Origin of the sequence: Streptococcus azizii, assembly GCF_001984715.1 — a bacterium.
GTDB classification, from domain to species: Bacteria; Bacillota; Bacilli; order Lactobacillales; family Streptococcaceae; genus Streptococcus; species Streptococcus azizii.
On the sequence record NZ_MSPR01000022.1, the window covers coordinates 1 to 19,162 of the forward strand.

Sequence of the window (19,162 nt, forward strand, 5' to 3'; positions counted from 1 at the left end):
TTATCTAACCTGAACAATTAGATTATAACAGGAAAAAGAAATGAAAGCTCAAAGCCTTGGCAGCCACCAGCATAGCTGGTGGTTTTCTTGTTTTTCTCTTCGAGAAAAACTGGCTCGAAGCCATAATCTGAAAGATACCAGAAATGGTATCTTTTTTCTTCCCTTACAAATCTGTAAGTTTTTCGGCCAAACTTGTAAGAGTAGCAGTGCCGTAAATAGACTATAATGGACATATAAAAACAAGAAAGAAGGAAAAATCTATGCTATTCAAACAAGCCTATCAAGCCTTACAAACTAAGGAAGAATTGTCTCGGGAAGAAGTCACGAGCTTGCTCGAACATGGAGAATACCTATCCAACTTGGCTCAAGATTTTCAAATGTTGCGATTTATGGCATACTAGAAGGAGTGCAGTATGAAAAAGAATTCCCTACTTTTATTACTCGTCAGCAGTTTTACCCTCGCAGCCTGTTCTGCATCTTCAGCCGGCCTTAGCTTTGATGAGGGCTATCAGACCTTTCATTATAAAGGAAAAGACTACGCCATTACCAAACAGGAAGTAACTGAAGATAGTATCCAAACAGTCAAAGCAAAATTTATGGAATGGCCTGTGGTCAACGATAAGGGAGCGGTAAAAGAAACAGTTTCCTTGAATAATCTCTATACGACCTCTAGTCACGACTGGGTTATCGGCGTTCAGGACAGATATTATAAGGTAGAAGCTGAAAAGAAAGTTGCGAAAGCAAATCGTATTCATTATCAAGAAGTGCTTGATCAAGTAGACGAACAAAAAGTAGAAAATTAGGAGTGAGTAACTATGTTTTTAGAAATCAATCATTTAGAAAAAGTATATCGGACACGTTTTTCAAAAGAGGAAACTCGTGCCTTACAGGATGTGGACTTCAAGGTTGAAAAGGGTGAGTTTATCGCTATTATGGGAGAAAGTGGATCAGGGAAAACGACCCTGCTCAATATCCTAGCTACCCTTGATAAGCCGACAAACGGCAACGTTATCCTTAACCATCACGACATTACCAACATTAAGGAAAGCCAGCTGGCTGATTTTCGCCTACGCAATCTAGGTTTTGTCTTTCAAGAATTTAACTTGCTTGATAGCCTGTCCATTCGGGATAATATTTTCTTGCCACTGGTTCTAGCCCGCCGTCCTTATAGTGAAATGGAGGAACGCTTGCTAAAACTAGCTCCAACCTTGCGAATTGCTGACTTGCTCAATAAACGTCCATTTGAACTTTCGGGTGGACAAAAGCAGCGGGTAGCCATTGCTCGTAGCTTGATTACCCAACCCCAACTGATCCTAGCCGATGAGCCAACCGCAGCCCTTGATTACCGGAACTCCGAAGATTTACTAAATCTTTTTGAAAGTATCAATGCCGATGGTCAAACCATTCTTATGGTGACCCACTCGGCCAACGCAGCAAGCCATGCTAGTCGCGTCCTTTTTATCAAGGATGGTCGTATTTTCCATCAACTCTATCGAGCAAATAAATCTAGCATTGAATTTGCTAAAGAAATTTCACTCAGCATGTCTGCACTCCTAGGAGGTGAGTAAGCGTGTTTTATCTTAAATTAGCCTATGGAAATATCCGAAAATCCCTACAAAGTTTTGCCCCCTTTATACTGGCCAGTTTGGTACTATTTGTTCTAAACTGCTCAACCTTACTACTCATCCTCAGCCCTGTAGCACAGGATATGGGAACGGGAGCCATGGCTCTCGGTTTAGGAACGATTGTTCTAACCATTTTCTCGGTCATTATGGAAATCTATAGCTTTAACTTTTTGATGAAGCAGCGGGCAAGAGAATTTGGTCTTTACAACATGCTAGGGATGAATAAGAAAAAACTAGCCCTCGTTGCAACGCTAGAACTGATGATGATGTTTGGCTTGGTTGTAATAGTGGGGAGTATACTGAGTGCTGCCTTCTCGAATGTTATGTATCTGATTTTTATCAATCTAGTACAAGGAGCGTCTCTCCATTTTGAGATTTCATTTCTAGCCTTTGGCATCAATATCTTCATCTTTGCGGGTATCTTTTTTCTCTTGGAGTTACTGGCTATTCATAAGGTTGGCTTCTCCTCACCGCTCATCTTATTTAGAAGTAAGGAAGAAGGAGAGCAAGAACCAAAAGGCAATGTACTTCTTGCCATGCTCGGTTTAATATCTCTAGGTATCGGGTACTATCTATCCATTTCATCCAGCCAAATCAGCGCTATTGTCGTACTCTATCGCTTCTTCATTGCTGTTTTATTCGTCATCGCAGGCACCTATCTCTTTTACATTAGTTTTATAACGTGGTATCTAAAATCTCGTCGCAAGCAAAAGAAGTATTTCTATACTCCTGAGCATTTTATCTCAACATCGCAGATGATCTTCCGAATGAAGCAACATGCGACAGGGCTTGCAAATATTACTCTCCTTGCTGTTATGGCTTTTGTCACCATCGCAACGACCACCTCGTTATATACTAATATGACCAATATGGTGGATGGTTTATTTCTAAAAAGCAGTACAATCAGTTACTATGTACATGACCGTCAGGAGGGAGAGTCTGCTTTTCAAAAAACTGTACTGGATACCTATCCTGAAAAGAAGGATGATAGTCTATCTTACCTAATCTTGTTTGAAACTATCTTTTATAATGGGGGCAAGACGCTTACTCTCAACAAGGAGAGTCTCAGCACTTTTTCAGTCAATGATGTGACCTATCTACAAGTTGTCACGCAAGATGATATTCGCAAATTCGGAAATGATATTCCAGATTTGAACGAACAACAGGTGATTTTTTATCGTCCAAACCATACCAGTCAGCTTGAATCCTTATACCTAGGTGAAAAGAAACTCGATGTTGTTCAAGGGATAAAACCGATTCAACTACCAGATTTACTAAACACCTATAACCCTGCCTTGCTGGTCGTTAGCAATGATCAAGTCTTGGAAGAATTCTTACAATTTTTCAAAGAGAATGCAGCCAACACCCCTGAGCGCTTCATGACCTATCAGGTGCATGCTGACCTAAGCAAGAGCGAATACCAATCCCTGCTAGGTGAAAATGCGGGAAATTTCATGACAGAAGATGGTAGCAGTAGACTCGGATTTGTGGTACAAAAAGAAGATTTCCGACAGGATATGCTAGGCTTCTTTGGTGGTTTCCTCTTTACAGGCTTCTTACTCGGCATTAGCTTCTTGCTAGGAGCTGCCTTGATTATTTACTACAAACAGTATTCAGAAGGGCATGAGGATAAGAAATCCTACAAGATTCTCCAAGAAGTGGGGATGAGCAAAATTGCTATCAGAAAGACCATCAATTCGCAGATTCTACTTGTTTTCTTTATGCCACTTGCTATGGCTACCCTCCATTTTATTGGAGCCCTTGTCATGCTGAAACAGATGCTCTCCATATTTGGAGTGACCTCTCATACCATGATTTATACCGTGAGCGGCATAACCATTGCCATCATCTGTCTGATTTATTTTGGCATCTATACATGGACCAGTCGGACCTATTATCGTATTATCGAAAGATAAAAAACTATCTTCACAGTTCGGCACTCTAACAGTATTTTACTGGTGAATGCAGGTTCTCATACTAACAGTGGCTTACCGAGCCACTTTTTTGATACAATAGGACTATGAAAAAAGAAAAAATTTATATTGTAGAAGATGATGAGACGATTGTCCAGCTGCTGACGAGTCATCTGAGCCAGCAATATCAAGTTAGTAGTGTCAGTAATTTTCGAGCGGTGAGCCAGGAGGTGGCTGAATGGCAGCCAGATGTGGTATTGATGGATATTAGTCTGCCTTGTTTTAATGGCTTTTATTGGACGACAGAGATTCGCAAGAGTATGACGATGCCAATTATCTTTATTTCTAGTAGCGATGATGAAATGAATGCTGTCATGGCTATGAACATGGGTGGGGATGATTTTATTTCAAAACCCTTCTCGCTAGCTCTTTTAGATGCGAAAATTGCAGCCTTTTTACGTCGTGTTCAACAATTTACCCAGCTACCACAGCTGGCTTTGGATGACTATCAACTGACTATGGATGGACGTTTTAGCCGTGGTACAGATTCTATTCAGCTATCTCCTACAGAAACCAAAATTTTGACTACTTTGCTACAGCATCAAGGCCAAGTCGTGACCAAGGAAAAATTGCTAGAGCAGCTCTGGGAAAACGAGGAGTTTATTGACCAAAATACCCTGAATGTCAATATGACTCGTCTGCGTAAAAAAGTCAGTGAACTAGACTTTGAACGTATCCATACTATTCGTGGAGTGGGGTATCTTGTACAATGATTATAAAATTCTTCAAGGAACACCGTGGTTGGTACCTTCTTTATCTCCTCATCGGAATCGGTTTAGTGAGCATGTTTGCCCTTTATCAACTCCCCCTTGATTTTATTCTCCAGAGTCTCTTTTTTACCAGCAGTCTATTAGCCATTTGGACTGTCGCTCTGTTTTTCACTTTTCAGCGCAAGCAGACCCTGTTAGAAGCCGATCTCTACGAGGAAAATCTGGAAGCCTTGCGACTCCCCTCTGACTTAGCCTACTTAAGTCTATTGTCAAAAGAAAAAGCAGCGACCAAGGATACGATACTAGCTTACAAGTCGCGGGAAAATGAGCAGGAGGCGCTAATAAAAACTTGGTCACACCAGATGAAAGTCCCCTTGGCGGCCCTATCTCTGATGAGTCAGACGAATCAGCTCAATCAAACTGAGGTCAATCACCAGTTATTACGTCTGGACAATTATATGGCCAATCTTTTAAACTATATGAAATTATCGAATCAAGTCAGTGATTTTCGATTTGAAAAGGTGGAAGTCAAGGATCTCATCATTGAATTAGTCAAAAAGTACCGCAGTCAATTTCTCCAAAAAGAAATGACGGTCAATATCTCAGGAACTTGGCAGCTCAAGAGTGATCGCAAATGGCTTTCTTTCGCCCTATCTCAAGTGGTGGATAACGCTATAAAATACAGCCAGACCGCTAGTTCTATCCATATCCACCTAGAAAATGGGGTGACCATTTCTGATGAGGGAATCGGGATTTTGCCAGAGGACATTCCACGTCTATTTGAGGAAGGCTTTACAGGCTATAATAGCCGTGAGCATCAGAAGGCTAGCGGCTTTGGCTTATATCTAACCAAACGTGTTCTCATACAGCTAGGACTCTCTATTCACATCACCAGTCAAATTGATCAAGGGACGCAGGTGCGAATTTGGCAGAGAAATGAGGAGAAGTAGGGAAAGCCCATTTTTTACCTCACCTCTTTGACAAGGCTATAGGTTACATAATATATATTATGTAACAAACTTCTTCTTGACAGTGGTGTCTATCTCTTTTTATCCTAATTACTTGAAAACGGTTAAAAAGATGATATACTAGGAACTAGACAAAGGAGGAAGTTATGGCACATCACATCTTGCAAAACGGTTCAGATATTCGTGGGATTGCGATTGCAACGGACGAATTAGCAGTTAATCTGACACCAGAAGCTATCACCAACATCGTACGTGGTCTGGTTCACTGGCTCTGTCAAGACGAGCAGCTCAAGAAGATTTATCAAACAGGTCAGCTCACCATAGGGATTGGACGAGACAGTCGTCTCAGCGGTCCTAGTTTGGTTGAAACGTTTGTAGCGGAAGCCGTACGAATAGGAGTACAAGTGATTGACTTTGGGTTAGCTACAACTCCCGCTCTCTTCATGAGTACCCAATATGAGGAATTTGCCTGTCATGCTGGTGTTATGGTGACAGCTAGCCACCTTCCTTACTACTTCAATGGGATTAAGATTTTTAGTCAAAAAGGTGGCGCAGAGCATGAAGATATTGCCTTTATTTTAGACAATGACCAAGATATAGCTGACCAGGAAAAGGGGAGCGTCCAAACGGCAGATTTATTGACCCCCTATGCCGCAGATTTGGTCGAAAAAATCCGTCAGGCAAACCAAGGGAGAAAAACACCGCTTGAGGGATTACATATCATTGTCGATGCAGGAAATGGGGCTGGAGGATTCTTTGCAGAAAAGGTTTTACAAGCCTTAGGCGCTGACACAACTGGTTCGCAATTTCTAGATCCTGATGGTACCTTCCCAAATCATATTCCAAATCCAGATAACAAAGAAGCTATGGCGAGTATTCAAGCTGCGGTCTTGAAGCATCAGGCGGATTTGGGAATTATCTTTGATACTGATGTCGATCGGGCTGCCTTGGTAACCAAGTCAGGCGAGATATTGAATCGAAACAATCTCATTGCAATTTTAGCCCAAATCATTTTACAGGAACACCCTGGGACCAGCATTGTGACGAACTCACCAACTTCTGAACACCTAAAACGTTTTATTGAAGAATTGGGTGGCAAGCAGATTCGTTATATTTCAGGTTATCGGAATGTTATCAATAAGGCTATTGAAACGAATCAAGCAGGTATCGATTGTCAACTTGCGATTGAGACTTCAGGCCATGCTGCATTCAAAGAAAATTACTTCCTAGATGACGGAACCTATGTCGCAGCAAAAATCCTCATGCTATTGCCCTATCTACAAGCTGAGAAAAGAAGTTTGGATGATTTGATTGCCCAGTTGAAACAACCTGTAGAGACACAAGAGGTCCGCTTTAAACTGGAAGCAGAAGATTACCGAACACTTGGTGAGCAAGTCATTGCGGATTTGCAGCTTCAAACGATTGAAGGTTTTCAATTTAATCCTGAAAATGAAGAAGGGGTTCGCTTTGATGTGACTGCTCCTTTTGGGGAAGGGTGGTTCTTGCTGAGAATGAGCCTCCATGAACCTCTCTTGGTTCTCCAAGTGGAAAATGATCAGCTAGGCTATGTCTTACCAATCCTCAAACGCCTCTCCCAATTTTTAGCAGCCTACCCTCAGGTCAACCAAGCTAGGATGAAAGAGATTATTGGAAACTAGGTCAGAAAAGCAGCAGTGAAGGGACTGGGACAGACATCCATGATGGCTCCTCCCTCACCCACAGAATAATGAAAAGGAATATGAAGCCTTCACTAGGTGTATAATCTTAGTGAGGGCTTCTGTGGTCATTTTCTTATTTCTGGGTGACCTGTTTGTTATAAAAACAGATAAAGCACAGAAAATAGATAGCTGTTTTTTAGACAGAAATGTTACACTTAAGATAGGATAGAAAAGTAACATTTTATAGAAGGGGAATATTTTTAAACGTCTGTTGCGGGTTACATCTTTTCATAGGAGAGGTGTTGCCTGGTAGAGATAGTTGTATAAAAATCCCATGATTACTTGTAGGAGGAATGACCATGCAGATGTCAAATTTTTCTTGGAGGAGTAGTGGCAGAAGAAAGGCGATAGAAGCATTTTTTCTATTTGTTGTTTTTTATGCCCTCAATTTTTTATTACTGCGCTATCTACCATACTGGTCAGCTATCGAGAGACTTGGACTGCCCTATGTGAGTGATTTTATCATGACATTAGTCGATGTATCCACCTTATTATTATTACTATATGTGATGAAGAAGCGCCACTTTGATTTGTCAGATAAGACGCTTCAAAAAGGGTTGAAAACGCTTGTTATTACTGGAGTGATGGCGTTTATGCTGATTTCAGCAAATGACTATCTCTATGCCTATGCTATCCCAACTCCCCCTTTAGGTCCCTTGCCTTTTGATGATCGGCTGATTACATTTTTCATTGAATTTATCATCGCAGTTATCTCAGGACCGATATTTGAAGAAGTGCTCTTTAGAGGTTTATTGCTAAAATATGTTTTTGCTGACAAGCCCCTAATTGGGATTGTCGTATCTAGTCTCCTCTTTGTGTTAGCACATCCTTCAATCGATTGGACAGCTTATTGGTATTATGGAGTTCCAGGTGTTGTGCTTGGTCTAACCTATAATTACACGAAAACCATTAAAGTGCCAATCTGCGTTCATATGGCCCTTAATCTAATATCACATATCCAGGTAAAATTACTGTAACAAGTCTGCTGAATCAGACAGCTAACAGACAACTAGCTTGGAGAGTATCACTAATCACTAGAAAACGAATGAAGATAGATAGTTTCTTTAGCTGTCTATCTTTATTTGTTTTTTATCAGTAACCTTCGTTTTTAATTGTGCAGTTTATAGAAACTCAGAAAAATAGTAATCTCTATCTACGAATTGTTCAGAATCTAGGTATAATAGGTGATTTCATTATGATTATGATTGACGTAGACTAGAAAAGAGTATATACTATCATTAAATAATAATATAATGAAGTAAGGAAAAGGAGAATATATGAAATTTCATCAACAACAAATCTTTTCTATTCGGAAAGTAAAGGCCATTACGACCTCTGTTTTATTGGGAATTAGCTTTCTAGGACTTTCCTTAACCATGAATAGGACTTCAGTCTTTGCAGAGGATGTACCTACTTCGGAATCATCTGTCAGTAGTAGTACCCATTCGACTGAGCTAGAACAACCTGCTACTACTAGCACAGCTTCTACTGTAGAGGAACAACCTGTTAGTGCTGACGTAGCTCCTGTCGCAGTAGCTCAGCCTACCGGCGATAATCCAGCTCCTACTGCAGTAGACCAGCCTGCTAGCGAGCATACAAGTCCAGCTATTGCAGCAGGAGCTGCTAATGACAATGCTGTTTCTGCTTCCTCAGGGGAAGCGGTAGGAAACAACGATCCGGAAAGTACAAAGATTACACGCAACATGGCAAAATCTGACGGGAGTACTATCATATCCAAAACGTTTAATAGTGCAGACGACAAGCTAGGGTTGCCAGAAGGATGGGGTCATAGCGATTGGCATATACGCACTTTTCGGAAAATATTCCTAGGTTGGTCAGAGGATCGAGCAGCAACGATACAAACGTATGGGGAGGGAACCCCTGTAAAAGATACTCCTTCAGGAGCAACTCTTTATCCTGTCTTTATTCAGCAGTGGGATGTCATGGACTTAGCAGCTAGTATAACTGAGGATAAGGCGCATTTACATATCAATAATACTGAAACCCCTCAAACTACAGTACCCAATGCTAGGTTTGCAGAGGGAGAGAATTTTAGCGATGGAGCAAGAGGTGATAAGGTCGCTGTCTACTATAACGAAGAAAAAGATAAGTATGAAGTAGTCCTTAATTCTACTTTTAGTTGGGATGATAAGCGAGTACCTGTCATTGTTGCTCGCAATCCACTAGGCGTCTTAAAAGTAGCAGAGGGCATCACAGACTTTTCAGGAGATGCAAGTAAAGTTGGCTCTGCCTATACTTTCCAAGACTTGCGCGTTGTTCTAGATAAAAAGGTAACAACCAATAAACTGATGGAAAATTTAACGTTTACCAGCGCTCTTTACGAAGTCGCAGGGGTCTTGGACGAAAATTATAATCCATTAACCATGACTAGATTGGATAAGCCAACTGCCGATAGTTTGACTACGACCTTTTCATTTGAAAATCCCAATCAGCTTACTACCTTTATTGTCCGCACGGTACTTAGAAATAAGGGAATAGATAGTGATCCGTCTCGTGGATTCACCTATGATCAAGTGACAGGGAGTATGACGCTGAATAGTGGTAAGGGCAATGTATGGATCAGTAAGGAGAACGCTGATGCTATTACAGATGAAACGCGTGAGACGAATGTTCGTATTACAGGACAGATTGGTGGACAAATTGCGTTTAATACCTCAGTACTTGGACCATTTGGCTTTTTAGCACAGATGTTGTATCCTGGAGGTGTAGCTCCTATTGAAACCATGAAGACTCGTAATGACGTCGTACTTGATTTTAAACCAGAACCTAAACCAGAACCTAAACCAGAACCTAAACCAGAACCTAAGCCAGAACCTAAACCAGAACCTAAGCCAGAACCTAAACCAGAACCTAAACCAGAACCTAAACCAGAACCTAAGCCAGAACCTAAGCCAGAACCTAAACCAGAACCTAAACCAGAACCTAAACCAGAACCTAAGCCAGAGCCTAAACCAGAGCCTAAGCCAGAGCCTAAACCAGAACCTAAGCCAGAGCCTAAATCAGAACCTAGACCTAATCCTATAGAATTAGGTAAGCCCGGACAAAACCAACCCAAAAAAGCAGAGAAGGTTTTACCTAGTACAGGGGATACCTCTAGCTGGTTAGCTAGTCTGGCGGGGATAAGTCTATTGATTGCTTTGATGTCATTTTTCTTCAAAAAAAGAGCAGCTAAATAAAGGGGATTAAAACATCCAGCTTAATATGATAAATGAGGAATGATTCTATCACCTCAAAAAATCTGAAGTAGGTAGGAAAATATGAAAAACATAAAGAAATGGATTAGTCTACTGGCAACCTTGCTGTTCTGTTGGATAGGATGGGGATTTTCTGTAACTCATGCAGATACGGTTGTTGCAACGGAAGCGGAATTGTTGGCAGCTCTTAGTGGTGGAGAAACAGAGGTCAAGTTATCTGCAGATTTGACAATCACGAATCCGATTGTCATTAGCAACAAGCAGGTAAGATTTGGAAGTGCTGATGGCACCTCTAAGATTCTAACGAATGGTTCAGGTCTCCAGACACTTTTTTCGATTAGTAACGCTGCAAGTGTGTCTGCCAGCAATTTGATTTTTGATGGTGATAATCAAGGACGGATTTTCATGGTAGAAAATGGGGCAAAGTTGACCCTTACAGATGTCACCATCAAGAATGGGACGACCCAACCATTTGCTCCCCAAATGGAAAATGGGATCGATAAGCAACGTTACCAAGGGGGAGCGATTTATGTTGCAAATGCTTCTGTTACGGCAATCAACACTCACTTTATCAATAATACGACAAAGTCAGACACCCCAGTTGATGCTCAAGCAGGTTCCCCCCATGGTGGCGCAGTGTATATCACGGATCACTCTAACCTACTGGTCAGAGGGGGAAGTTTCAAACACAACTTATCCGGGAAGAAATCCAGTGACCTAGGTGCCCACGGTGAGGGAGGAGCTATAAAATCCGAAAGCTCAACTGTAGTCATTGAGCCTACACCAGAGGGAACACGTACGCAATTTTTAAATAACAACACGTACATTACCAGCCCTGAGGGTGGTCTTCAAGGTGGTTCCATCGAAGCGACGGATTCAACTCTCACAATTACCAATGCAGATTTTATATTTGATGGGGCAGAAACAACCTACCCTTATCGAGGTGGTTTCTCTACAGGAGGCTTCATCAAATTGGAGCATAGTACAGGATCAATCGATAATACCACATTTAAGTTTCATCAGCTAGCAGACGGATTTGGGATTTCAGGTGGGGCTATCGCCTCCCAAAATAGTGATCTAGAGATTCGCACCTCTAATTTTGATGCCTCAACAGGAGGTGCAGCTAAAGTTATAGAAGCAGGTGGATTCATTACCGTTTACGGTAGCGGAAGTTTCAAACTCTTTGATTCAACTATGACTGGAACGGGTTCATCTTGGCAAGGTCCGCGATTGGCTAGCTATGGCGGTGCTATTGCATTTTACAATGACGCAAGGATTCCAGACGCCATTATTGACAATACGACTATTCGTAATGTCGCAGCCGATCACCTAGGTGGAGCCATTGCAATCTCTACACCATCTATGGAAGGGATTCGCAATGGAAACTATCATGCCAAGGACACTGCTCGTGTTCAGCTGACAGTTAATCATTCAACAGTGGATAATACCCGTTCTTACTGGTGGAATACCCAAGGGCGTGGCGGCGCTATCTATGTGGGTCCGAGTGCAGATGAGAGTGAGAAAAATACCCTTCTTGTAACAGGAACGAGGCTAATCAACGGATTTGCCAACTACGGTGGGGCAATCTACAATGATGGTGGAGCAGTTACTGTGACAGATGAGTCAACAATTACTGCAGACAGTCTATCTGCTTTTAACCTCGGAGGTTATATTTATAACAATGGGTACCTAAAGCTAGATAAGGTAGATATGAGTAGACAAACAGCGGTCGGACCGGCCGCATGGCATGGTAATCCTCATACAACAAAAAGCGAAGAATTACCTGGAACAGGAGTCTATGCTAACAAAGATGTGATTGTTACGCCAGAAGCTAAACTGGGAACTAATGACATCCGGGTTTTAGATAAACAGTCGGCAGTCCGTTTGACAGGATCACTGACTCGCCAATTAAATATTAGTGTCAGTGAGAAAGAAAAGTTAGATGCTAATGATGAAAACAGCGAAGCCCAACATCGCTATATCGGTTATACTGTTGCTACGGGTATTGATAACTATATTCCGACAGTAGAAGACGCTCAGCGGATACATTATCAGACAAAATATAACGAAAGCGATAAGACAGGGATTTACTCGCAGGCTGTTTCAGATTACTCTGATCATGTTTTGCCAGCGAAATGGGACTATGTGCTGAATCCGGATACCAAAAGCATTGTCTTAGGACAAAGAGGTGTGCTGATTTATCATACCAATCACAAGGATGCAACGATTACATCTGGGCAACCAGATAGTGATAATGCTGGTCAGCAGATTACACAACTCTATACTTTCTATGAGTCTAGTCCTTCTATCAAATCTACTCCCGTAGAATTGACTGCTGTAGAAGAGAAGCCAACCTTAGCAAACTATCAATTTAAAAATTGGTATCAACCTTCTGCCAAAGGGTTTCCGATTTATGAGGATAATCCTAGCAGTATCTACCATGATTTTAAAGAAGTAACCTTTACTAATAGAGCAGGTGTTACAGGAGAGGTGACAGGGATTCTTAATCCAGACATTCGTAACACTCTTCACGTTTTTGCTGCTTACGTAGGAACCATTGAAGTCGCAGGGACCAAGACTTGGGCTGATAATGATAACCAGGATGGCAAACGTCCAGAAAAATTAGTTGTCAAACTTCTCAAAACAGTAGGCGGTCAAACGACAGAAGCAGCTAGAACGGAAACTTCTGCCAAAGAAGATTGGAAGTACTCCTTTACCAATCTTCCTCAGTTTGAAAATGGGCAAGCCATCACCTATAGCATTGATGAAGAGCTTCCAGCAGGCTATACGAAGGTGGTAGATGGTTATAACCTGACCAATATCTATAGTCCTGAAGTAACGGAAGTGACAGGAAGCAAGACCTGGGATGATGCGGACAACCAAGATGGGAAACGTCCAGACTCGATCACCGTCCACCTGCTTGCCAATGGGCAAAAGGTTGCCAGTCAGACTGTGACTGCTACCGATAACTGGACCTATCGCTTCACCAATCTAGCAAGATACCAAGCTGGGAAGGCCATTGCTTATACGATTGCAGAAGAAGCTGTACCAAACTATCAGACCAGCCTTGACGGCTACAACCTCACCAACCATTACTCACCAGAAATGGTGGATATTACGGTTCACAAAAAATGGGAGGATGGCAATAACCAAGATGGCAAGCGTCCGGACAAGATTCTAGTGCACCTTCTGGCAAATGGAGAGCGGGTCGATAGCCAAACGATCCAAGCCGATGCGACAGGGAACTGGATGACCAGCTTTACCAACAAGCCCAAATATGCCAAGGGACAAGTCATTCGGTATACGGTAGAAGAAGTAGCGGTTGACGACTATACGACCACCGTTCACGACTTTACCATCATCAATAGCTATACACCAAAAGAAATCAGCTATCAGGTCACCAAAAAATGGGCAGATAGGGGAGACCAAGACGGGAAACGTCCAAGCTCGATCACTGTCCAACTTTACAAGTCTGTAGCTGGTAGTGAGCCGGTCGCCATTGCAGGAAAGACCCTGACTCTGACGAAGGCAGACCAAACAGATGACGAGACTTGGACAGGTCGCTTCACCCAGCTCCCACAATTTGAAAATGGCCAAGAAATCCAATACTCTGTCCGAGAAGATGAGGCGACGCTAGCCCTGTTAGAAACGGCGGGCTACCGTGCCACGGTCGAGGGTCAAGTGATTACCAATTCACGGACTCCTGAGATGATTCGCATCACTGGAAGCAAGGTCTGGGAGGATGCCAACAACCAAGATGGCAAGCGTCCAAGCAGTATCGTCCTCCTTGTGAAGGATGGTCAAGGGCAGGAAGTGGATCGCATCACGGTCACACCTGATGAAGAGGGACAGTGGACCTTTGCATCGAAAGACCTGCCCAAGTACGCAAATGGCCAAGAGATTCCTTATAGCCTAGAGGAGCTTGTCCCAGCAGAGTATGGAAGCAAGATGATCGCTGAGGGCAGTCGTTATACGATTACCAACAGCTACACACCTAAGAAGATAAGCCTCAAGGGTTCTAAGGTCTGGAACGATGGGAACAATCAAGATGGGATTCGTCCAAGCAGTATCACCGTCCACCTATTTGCGAATGGGGTGGATACCAAGAAAACGGCGATTGCTTCAGAAGCTACAGGCTGGAACTACCATTTTGACGACCTAGACCAATACCAGGATGGAAAAGCCATTCAGTATACGGTTGAGGAAGAAGCGGTAGCAGGCTACACCACACAGATTGATGGTACCTTGATTACCAATAGCCATGTTCCAAAGGGAACTCCTCCGGCTAGTCAGCCACCTGTAGGAGAGCCGACTCAACCACAGGCTGGTCAATCAGCAGGAACTAAGAAAATCTTACCAGCAACCAATAGCACGACCAGTCTGGGACTGATTGTCCTTGGTCTCGTTCTACTGGTCGGACTTGGTGTCTATTGGGGGCGGAAAGACAAGTAATACTCTGTTTCCTAGTCTACTTTTGATTTTTATTGAGTATAAATAGCTACTATCTTAAGATAGACGAAACGACTATAAAATTCCCGCAAGCGTTCGGATGAAGAACACTGGCGGGACTTTTTCATTTCTATAAGGACTATTGAGGAGCGGATACTCTGTTGATCATCAGAGCTTATCTAGGGCATTTCTTTGCTCGTCATTGACGATATGAGTATAGAGGTCTGTAACCTGCGTATTAGCATGGCCTAGTTGGTGACTCACTAGAACTTGAGACTTGGTTGCATCATAGAGGCGCGTTGCCAAGGTATGACGCAATTTATGTGGGGTGACACGAACCTTGAAATCAGCTGAGTATTTAGCGACCATCTTTTCAATGCTAGAAGCATCCATGCGATTGGGGCTTCCCCTGTATTCTGATAAGAAGAAGGCATTATCAGTCTTTTCGGCCTTGTAGCGTTGCTGACGGATGGCAAGGTAGCTTTCTAAATACGGTTTGGCAAAACCAGCTACATTGACAGCATCACGCTTACCTCCCTTTCGTGTGACCTCGATGACCATCATTTTTAGATTGATGTCAGCTATATTGAGATTGACTGCCTCTGATAGTCGTACTCCCGAAGCGAGCAGAAGTGCTAGAATTGCTAAATCTCGCTCTTTATTTTTTTGGAAAGAGGAGAGGGCGCGATTAGACAACTTCCCTTGATATTGATTTTCTACATAGTCCAAAAACTCCATGGTTTTATCACCCAAAAAGAGCTTGCTCTTGATATTTTCAGCCCTAGCAGCAAGAGTCTCTTTTTTCTTCTTAGTCGACACCTTTTTCATGACATTTCGATAAAAATAAGGTTCACCTTGCTCATTTTCCACCTCTTCGGTCAAATATTTGTAGAGGCTGGATAGGGCAGATAGGGTGCGATTGATGGTCGTTTGCGAGACTCCATTTTGAGTCGTATTCGCATTCAATAGAGGTCTTTCTCGCAAATATAAGATAAAAGCCTCCATATCTTTTTTTGTCAAATGCTCCAGCGTGTCTAATGAAATATCTGAAATACTTGATATAGTTACCAGATCAGCATCAATTAACCATTCAAAAAAACGTCGGTATTCTTTTAAGTATTCATATAAGGTGGTAAAACTGTAAGGGACCGCCAGTTTAGATTGGTAGTAGTCTAGGACATACCAGGGCATGACTTCCTTTAACTGCTCAATTTTTTCTAGTAATAACTCACGTCGCATCATTTTCTCCAGTATTTTTCTTTTGCTCTCATTATAGCACAAGGAAAGATATTTTTCAAGAAAATTATAGTTTTTCGGAAAGATGTATGATGAGAGATTATAAGGGCAATATCCTGCTAGGCAGAGAATAAATCGAACTACAACTCACTGTCAAACGCTCTCGTATCTTCTTATGTAATTGAGTTCAGCCTAAAACCTCGGAAAAAAGATAGGCAGCTGTTTTGGCTTTAGCTGATTACAGATGAGATTGAAACAGTTCAGTGAACTGTTTCAACTGGTCACCGAGAAATGCGAAAGTGACCACAGAAGCCCGAGCTAAGAAACAGGAAAGCGAGGCTAGATTAACTCATAGGTTTCAAAGCAACCTACTTTGATTTCCTATTTTTCATTCGTTTTTTGACGGCTTCACATCCTGATTGTATACCTTAATACAAAAAGCAAGCCTAATTTCCATTGATAGATTTATAGACCTGCTTTTTATAATCTCATCTCTTTTCCTAAATCAAAAAGGGATTCCTATTCTCGTTTTTTTGAGCCTAGCGTTTTACCATGGTTTTACGAATATCAAGGGCAACAGCTACAACAATCACAATACCTTGAATAACGTTGGTCATGTCCGGTGTGACTCCGAGATAGGTGAGACAAACCTTCAATAATTCAAAAACAAACACACCGAGAAGAATACCTGGAACAGTACCCTGACCTCCTGCCGTTGAAACCCCACCAATAGTCGCAGAGGCAATAGCATCCAACTCATAGCCCATACCTGCTCCTGCTCCTGCCGAACCTGTTTTTGCAGATAGAAGGAATCCTGCCAAGCCATACAGTAGACCTGCTAGCAAGAAAATCTTAATCTTAGAAGCCCGAACATTGACACCGGATACTTCGGCAGCGTTTTCATTTCCTCCTATGGCATACATATATTTACCATAGCGTGTTTTATTGTATAAAATCCACATAGCTACACCGACTAGAGCTGCAACAATGGTAATGTAAGGAAGAAAACCGAATAGTTTTCCTTGGCCAAAGGCACCAAATTCGGCTTTAAAGGTTCCGATTGGTTTACTTTGAGAGTAGATGAGTACAAAACCGTAGGTCATAATCTGAGTCCCTAAGGTTGCTAGAAATGGTGGAACGTTTAAGAAAGAAACAATCGCACCATTTAATAGACCTAGTACAGCACCCACTAGCAAAGCTGTCAGAAGAGGGACAATGATGGGCAAGTCTGGTAAATTAGGGAAGAACTTACCTGCAAAATCTGGTTGCTGAACCAGGGTAGCGGTGATAATTGCTGTCAGACCTACAATTCTCCCTGCTGATAGATCTGTTCCTCGAATAATCAAACAGCCCGATACCCCTAGAGCAATGATAAAACGGACAGAGGTATTGGCCATAATATTGGCCGCATTTCCTATTGTAAAGAAGTTATCTTGCGTTATACCTGTGTATAAAATCATTGCTGCTACAACGATGTACATGGAATTTTTTGTTAAAAAATCTCCTAGATTAAATGCTTTTTTTGATTGCTGACTTTGTAGTTTAAACACTTGCCTCTCCTCCTTCATGAGCACACATAAATTTCGTTGCCAGTCGCATCACTGATTCTTGTGTTGCTTCTTCCTTGTCCAAGAAACCTGCCACTTGCCCTTCGCACATCACCATAATCCGATCTGATACCCCGAGTAGTTCTGACATTTCCGAGGTAATCATGATAATGGATTTTCCTTCGGTAGCTAGATTATTGATAATCTGATATATTTCATATTTAGCTCCAACGTCTATCCCTCGTGTTGGCTCATCTAGTATCAAGATATCTGGATTATTAGCTAGCCAGCGAGCTAGGATAACCTTTTGTTGATTCCCTCCCGAAAGGCTTTCGATTTTTGTTTTATTATTTGGAGTCTTGACGCGTAAACGTTTTACATTTCCTTCGACAACTTGATTGATTTTTCTTTCATCTAACAGACCCATTCTACCGACGTATTCCTTTAAGGCGGCTACAGAGACATTGTCTGTAATGGGTAAAACCCCAAAAATCCCATTATAGCGTCTATCTTCTGTCACTAGAGCAATTCTATTTTTGATAGCATCTGCTGGACATTTTATCGCGACTTCTTTCCCGTTGACTAAAATTTGTCCTTGCTCGATAACTCGCATGCCATAAAGAGCTTCCATCAACTCAGTTCGCTGAGCTCCTACCAAGCCACCGATTCCCAATATCTCTCCTTTTCTAAGAGTAAAACTTGCATTTTTAAAGGAAAGAGGATTAGGAGAGGTCAAATTTTTTAACTCCAAGACAACCTGTTCTGAAACTTGATTTGTTTTTTCAGGAAAGAGGCTTGTTAGCTCCCGGCCTACCATAGCCTGAATAATCTTAGCGGTTGTCATTTCTTCAGCTGGCCACGTACCGATATACTGACCATCTCGCATGACGGTAATATCATCAGAAATACGCAGGATTTCATCCATCTTGTGGGAAATATAAATAATTCCGATATTTTTCTCTTTTAACTTGTCAATGATGTCAAAGAGCTTTTCGACTTCTGAACTGGTTAGAGACGAGGTGGGTTCATCCATAATAACAATCTTTGCATTATGGGAAATAGCCTTAGCAATCTCTACTGACTGCATCTGAGAAACCGTCAAATCATCCAGTAGGGTGGTGGGATTAATGAAGAGTCCAACTTCTTCTAACAAGGATTTGGTATCTTCGTTCATCTTACTGTGATTGACTAAGTTAAATTTTCCTAGGGGATAATTTCCTAGAAAAACATTCTCTGCAATCGTCATCATCCGGATTGGCTGTAACTCTTGATGAATCATCGAAATACCAGCATCGATTGCTTCTTTCGAGTCTTTAAAATCGACTTCTTGACCATCAAATACCACCGTTCCTCCATCTCGATGATAGATACCAAATAAGCATTTCATCAAGGTTGACTTGCCAGCACCATTTTCTCCCATGAGTGCATGAACTGTTCCCGGTCTTAGACGAAAGGTTACATCATCTAAGGCTTTTACCCCTGGAAAAGTCTTGGTGATATGCTTCATTTCTAAAATGTAATCACTCATTCTTTTTTCCTCTCCTGTTTTTTTGTTTGATAATACTCTCCGAAAATCTCTGCAAACCAGCCAAGTCAAGCATCACCTTGTCCCGTATGTCACGATAGTTGCTCAATCAAGCTCTATATTTGCTGTTTGATTATCATTGAGTATAAAAAATCTGTTCCACAACTTAGGACACCGAGGTGAGAATATTGTGGAA

Annotated in this window: 13 protein-coding genes; 10 read left to right on the top strand and 3 right to left on the bottom strand. The window is 41.9% G+C overall.

The features are described from left to right. The first annotated feature begins 260 nt into the window (after positions 1–260). From BVE84_RS10900 to BVE84_RS09190, 10 genes are all read left to right on the top strand, one after another. A complete protein-coding gene (locus tag BVE84_RS10900) occupies positions 261–401 on the top strand; it encodes a hypothetical protein (RefSeq protein WP_158072011.1) in 141 nt (46 codons plus the stop codon). Positions 402–413: 12 nt separating this feature from the next. Continuing rightward, positions 414–803, top strand: a complete 390-nt coding sequence (locus BVE84_RS09150; protein WP_076996721.1) for a NisI/SpaI family lantibiotic immunity lipoprotein — start codon at positions 414–416, stop codon at positions 801–803. Positions 804–815: 12 nt separating this feature from the next. Beyond that, on the top strand, positions 816–1,568 hold the full coding sequence (locus BVE84_RS09155; RefSeq protein ID WP_076996722.1) for an ABC transporter ATP-binding protein: 753 nt from the start codon (positions 816–818) through the stop codon (positions 1,566–1,568). Between the two features lie 2 nt (positions 1,569–1,570). Beyond that, on the top strand, positions 1,571–3,541 hold the full coding sequence (locus tag BVE84_RS09160; RefSeq protein WP_076996723.1) for an ABC transporter permease: 1,971 nt from the start codon (positions 1,571–1,573) through the stop codon (positions 3,539–3,541). Positions 3,542–3,645: 104 nt separating this feature from the next. Further along, entirely contained in the window at positions 3,646–4,311 is a 666-nt protein-coding gene (locus BVE84_RS09165) for a response regulator transcription factor (protein WP_076996724.1), read from the top strand. Next, a complete protein-coding gene (locus BVE84_RS09170) occupies positions 4,308–5,258 on the top strand; it encodes a sensor histidine kinase (protein ID WP_076996725.1) in 951 nt (316 codons plus the stop codon). The genes BVE84_RS09165 and BVE84_RS09170 overlap by 4 nt, the downstream gene beginning before the upstream one ends. Positions 5,259–5,422: 164 nt before the next feature. Further along, positions 5,423–6,934, top strand: coding sequence for a phosphohexomutase domain-containing protein (locus tag BVE84_RS09175; RefSeq protein ID WP_076996726.1), 1,512 nt, complete (start codon positions 5,423–5,425; stop codon positions 6,932–6,934). A gap of 359 nt (positions 6,935–7,293) precedes the next feature. Then, positions 7,294–7,971 carry a CPBP family intramembrane glutamic endopeptidase gene (locus BVE84_RS09180; protein WP_076996727.1) on the top strand — a complete coding sequence of 226 codons (678 nt, stop codon included), beginning with the start codon at positions 7,294–7,296 and terminating at the stop codon, positions 7,969–7,971. A 300-nt stretch (positions 7,972–8,271) separates the two neighbouring features. Then, positions 8,272–10,191 (top strand): LPXTG cell wall anchor domain-containing protein, encoded by a 1,920-nt coding sequence (locus BVE84_RS11025; protein ID WP_083708293.1) that lies wholly within the window; start codon positions 8,272–8,274, stop codon positions 10,189–10,191. 81 nt (positions 10,192–10,272) lie between these two features. Further along, a complete protein-coding gene (locus tag BVE84_RS09190) occupies positions 10,273–14,661 on the top strand; it encodes a Cna B-type domain-containing protein (protein WP_076996728.1) in 4,389 nt (1,462 codons plus the stop codon). Between the two features lie 165 nt (positions 14,662–14,826). Here the strand turns inward: BVE84_RS09190 and xerS are convergent, their stop codons facing one another. From xerS to BVE84_RS09205, 3 genes are all read right to left on the bottom strand, one after another. Beyond that, positions 14,827–15,897, bottom strand: coding sequence for a tyrosine recombinase XerS (gene xerS / locus BVE84_RS09195; RefSeq protein WP_076996729.1), 1,071 nt, complete (start codon positions 15,895–15,897; stop codon positions 14,827–14,829). Positions 15,898–16,433: 536 nt separating this feature from the next. Next, entirely contained in the window at positions 16,434–17,444 is a 1,011-nt protein-coding gene (locus BVE84_RS09200) for an ABC transporter permease subunit (protein ID WP_244157402.1), read from the bottom strand. Then, positions 17,437–18,969 carry a sugar ABC transporter ATP-binding protein gene (locus tag BVE84_RS09205; RefSeq protein ID WP_076996731.1) on the bottom strand — a complete coding sequence of 511 codons (1,533 nt, stop codon included), beginning with the start codon at positions 18,967–18,969 and terminating at the stop codon, positions 17,437–17,439. The genes BVE84_RS09200 and BVE84_RS09205 overlap by 8 nt, the downstream gene beginning before the upstream one ends. Between the last annotated feature and the right edge of the window lie 193 nt (positions 18,970–19,162).

What these genes read in the sequence shown, in the direction of transcription:
- BVE84_RS09205 (WP_076996731.1), bottom strand. Translation starts at nt 18,969, where the DNA reads ATGAGTGATTACATTTTAGAAATGAAGCATATCACCAAGACTTTTCCA.
- BVE84_RS11025 (WP_083708293.1), top strand. Translation starts at nt 8,272, where the DNA reads ATGAAATTTCATCAACAACAAATCTTTTCTATTCGGAAAGTAAAGGCC.
- BVE84_RS09150 (WP_076996721.1), top strand. Translation starts at nt 414, where the DNA reads ATGAAAAAGAATTCCCTACTTTTATTACTCGTCAGCAGTTTTACCCTC.
- BVE84_RS09175 (WP_076996726.1), top strand. Translation starts at nt 5,423, where the DNA reads ATGGCACATCACATCTTGCAAAACGGTTCAGATATTCGTGGGATTGCG.
- BVE84_RS09170 (WP_076996725.1), top strand. Translation starts at nt 4,308, where the DNA reads ATGATTATAAAATTCTTCAAGGAACACCGTGGTTGGTACCTTCTTTAT.
- BVE84_RS09190 (WP_076996728.1), top strand. Translation starts at nt 10,273, where the DNA reads ATGAAAAACATAAAGAAATGGATTAGTCTACTGGCAACCTTGCTGTTC.
- BVE84_RS09155 (WP_076996722.1), top strand. Translation starts at nt 816, where the DNA reads ATGTTTTTAGAAATCAATCATTTAGAAAAAGTATATCGGACACGTTTT.
- BVE84_RS10900 (WP_158072011.1), top strand. Translation starts at nt 261, where the DNA reads ATGCTATTCAAACAAGCCTATCAAGCCTTACAAACTAAGGAAGAATTG.
- BVE84_RS09180 (WP_076996727.1), top strand. Translation starts at nt 7,294, where the DNA reads ATGCAGATGTCAAATTTTTCTTGGAGGAGTAGTGGCAGAAGAAAGGCG.
- xerS (WP_076996729.1), bottom strand. Translation starts at nt 15,897, where the DNA reads ATGCGACGTGAGTTATTACTAGAAAAAATTGAGCAGTTAAAGGAAGTC.
- BVE84_RS09165 (WP_076996724.1), top strand. Translation starts at nt 3,646, where the DNA reads ATGAAAAAAGAAAAAATTTATATTGTAGAAGATGATGAGACGATTGTC.